At 48.5% G+C, this 2,462-nt stretch carries 3 protein-coding genes; all 3 read left to right on the top strand.

Annotation, left to right across the window (positions count from 1 at the left end; all coding sequences use genetic code 11):
• Nucleotides 1-436: Rrf2 family transcriptional regulator (locus H6S82_RS28970; protein WP_191057156.1), on the top strand; the 436-nt coding region annotated here is incomplete at its 5' end.
• 108 nt (nucleotides 437-544) lie between these two features.
• On the top strand, nucleotides 545-1,513 hold the full coding sequence (gene cysK, locus H6S82_RS28965; RefSeq protein WP_190475415.1) for a cysteine synthase A: 969 nt from the start codon (nucleotides 545-547) through the stop codon (nucleotides 1,511-1,513).
• 122 nt (nucleotides 1,514-1,635) lie between these two features.
• Nucleotides 1,636-2,337 carry a DnaJ domain-containing protein gene (locus H6S82_RS28960; RefSeq protein WP_190475419.1) on the top strand — a complete coding sequence of 234 codons (702 nt, stop codon included), beginning with the start codon at nucleotides 1,636-1,638 and terminating at the stop codon, nucleotides 2,335-2,337.
• Nucleotides 2,338-2,462: the final 125 nt, after the last annotated feature.

The following is a 2,462-nucleotide window of genomic DNA, read 5'->3' as shown; positions in this document are numbered from 1 at the left end:
GGAACTCTCGTGTAAAAGTGAATACGCGCTACTAGCTCTTTTGGAGCTGACAATTCACTACCAAAGTGGCGAACCGCTGCAAATTCGGCAGATTGCGGCTCAACAAAATATACCCGATCGCTATTTAGAACAGCTACTGGCTACTTTGAGGCGCTGCGGTTTGGTGCGTAGCCAACGGGGAGCGAAAGGAGGCTACGTGTTGGGTCGGGAACCTTGGAAAATTACGCTTTTAGATGTGGTCTATTGTCTGGAAGGACAGGATTCTCAACCATCTGAGCGCGATTCTGCCCCCAAAACGCTAGAAAGTGCTGTTGTGCGAGAAATATGGCAGGAAGGACTGCAAGCGGCTAATTCCGTTTTGCAAAAATATACACTCCAAGATCTGCGCGAAAAGCGAGATGCTAGGCGTCAGCTAGATATTATGTATTACATCTGAAAAAAAGGGCTAGAGGCTGGGGCGTCGGGAGTCAGGGAAAAAAATAAAATCCTCTGGCAACTGACAACCGATCGCTAAGCACAAACAGTTTACGAGTAATTAAAAAATATGCGGATTGCCCATGACATCACCGAGTTAGTCGGTCTTACACCTCTGGTACAGTTAAATCGCATTCCACAAGCAGAAGGCTGTGTGGCGCAAATCGTGGTGAAGTTGGAGGGAATGAACCCAGCATCTTCCGTCAAAGACCGGATTGGCGTCAGCATGATCGATAAGGCAGAAGAGGAAGGGCGAATCACACCCGGTAAAACGATTTTGGTGGAACCTACTTCTGGAAATACGGGAATTGCGCTGGCAATGGTTGCTGCGGCTAGGGGTTATCGGCTAGTATTAGCGATGCCTGAAACGATGAGCAACGAACGACGGGCAATGTTGCGAGCTTACGGAGCGGAATTGCAACTGACTCCTGGAATTGAAGGGATGAGCGGTGCAATTCGGAAAGCGCAGGAGATTGTGGACACAACTCCGAATGCTTATATGTTGCAACAGTTTCGCAATCCGGCTAACCCGCAAATTCATCGGGAGACGACAGCTGAAGAAATTTGGCAAGATACGGATGGACAGGTGGATATCCTGGTAGCTGGTGTGGGTACGGGCGGTACGATTACTGGGGTGGCGGAAATCATCAAACAGCGGAAACCTTCGTTTCGTGCCATTGCCGTCGAACCTGCTAACAGTCCGGTTCTTGCTGGTGGAAAACCAGGGCCGCACAAAATTCAGGGAATTGGGGCTGGCTTTATTCCCCAAGTACTTAAGGTAGATTTAATTGACGAGACGATCGCTGTCACCGATGAAGATGCGATCGCCTACGGGCGTCGTCTAGCTCGCGAAGAAGGTCTGCTATCCGGTATTTCTAGCGGTGCAGCGCTGTGCGCGGCGATTCGCGTAGCGCAGCGAAAAGAAAATGAGGGACGCCTGATCGTAATGATTCAACCCAGCTTTGGAGAGCGCTATTTGAGTACGCCTTTGTTCCAAGATCCGGAACCCAAATTATCTTCGCTTGGGCTACCCTGGTAGTTCAGAAATCCGATCTTGATAGGTGGGGTACTCGATCGAACCTGCACAAAGGCGATCGGCTTTCCCAATGCTACTGCTATCCACCTATCAAGATCGTATTTTTCCACTACCGAACCACTTTTATGACCGATCTCAATCACTATCAAACCCTGCAAGTCAATCCGCAGGCAACTCAAGCTGAAATTAAACAATCTTATCGCCGTTTGGCAAAGGTTTATCATCCAGATAGCCAGCACAAAGAAGCCAATCACGAACATATCGTTGAGCTTAACGCTGCCTATGAAGTACTTAGCGATCCTCATAAGCGACAGTCATACGATCGACAATTACGCCATCCCTCCGCTACTGCTGCTGGCGATTGGCAACAACGTACTAAAGCAGCGCAAAAACAATACCAAAAACAGCGAAAAAATGCAAGAGATACTGACGAGCAAATTGAGCTATGGTTGCACCAAGTTTATCAGCCTGTGAATCGCCTGCTTTGTCGGATTCTCAATTCTCTGGAGGATAGTATAGAAGAACTTTCTGCTGACCCATTTGACGATCGACTTATGGAAGCTTTTCAAGATTACCTGAAAGAGTGTCGCGACTTTTTAGAGCAAGCTCAGCGTTATTTTCGTTCGATGCCCAATCCCGCCCAAGTCGCTAGCGTGGCGGCAAGTCTTTATTATTGTCTCGATCGAGTTGGGGATGGTATTAACGAGTTAGAGTTCTTCACCTTCAACTACGATGAGAGCTATCTGCACGCAGGTCACGAAATGTTTAGAATTGCCGCTAGATTGCGGCGCGAAGCCCAAGCTGCCTTAAGAAGCGTTGCAGCTTAGCGAAGAAGAAAAGTCAAAAGGAAAAAAGGGGTTAGGGATTAGGGGTTAGGGGCTAGAGGGAACAGGGAAGAGGGAAGAGGGAAGAGGGAAGAGGGAGAGGGAGGAATTTTGACTTTTCCCCAGTC

It is taken from the genome of Planktothrix sp. FACHB-1355 (assembly GCF_014748295.1).
In the GTDB taxonomy this organism is placed as follows: Bacteria; Cyanobacteriota; Cyanobacteriia; order Cyanobacteriales; family Aerosakkonemataceae; genus Aerosakkonema; species Aerosakkonema funiforme_A.
Note: the sequence above shows the minus strand (reverse complement) of the source record. Positions and strands in the feature narration are given on the sequence as shown.

What these genes read in the sequence shown, in the direction of transcription:
- cysK (WP_190475415.1), top strand. Translation starts at nt 545, where the DNA reads ATGCGGATTGCCCATGACATCACCGAGTTAGTCGGTCTTACACCTCTG.
- H6S82_RS28960 (WP_190475419.1), top strand. Translation starts at nt 1,636, where the DNA reads ATGACCGATCTCAATCACTATCAAACCCTGCAAGTCAATCCGCAGGCA.